The sequence below is a fragment of the Psychrobacter sp. CAL346-MNA-CIBAN-0220 genome (assembly GCF_040309805.1).
Lineage (GTDB): Bacteria > Pseudomonadota > Gammaproteobacteria > Pseudomonadales > Moraxellaceae > Psychrobacter.
This window is the reverse complement of sequence record NZ_JBEOPF010000783.1, coordinates 1-232: the sequence shown is the minus strand read 5'-3', so window position 1 is coordinate 232 and position 232 is coordinate 1. Positions and strand designations below refer to the sequence as shown.

The window sequence follows — 232 nt, the reverse complement described above, 5'->3', positions numbered from 1 at the left end:
AGCCTCAAGACCAAGCTGACCCGCAACATCTCCCTGAACATGCCGCTCGTGTCCGCCGCGATGGACACGGTCACCGAAGGTCGCCTCGCGATCGCGATGGCGCAGCAGGGTGGCGTCGGTATCGTCCACAAGAATCTCACGCCGGCCGAACAGGCCCGCGAAGTCGCGAAGGTCAAGCGTTTCGAGTCGGGCGTCGTCCGCGACCCGATCACGGTGCCGCCGCAAATGAAGG

The 232-nt window shown here is 65.1% G+C and carries 1 protein-coding gene; it reads left to right on the top strand.

Features of this window, described 5'->3' with window-relative positions; all coding sequences use genetic code 11:
* Nucleotides 1-232: IMP dehydrogenase (locus AAEY88_RS15655; RefSeq protein ID WP_350563875.1), on the top strand; the 232-nt coding region annotated here is incomplete at both ends.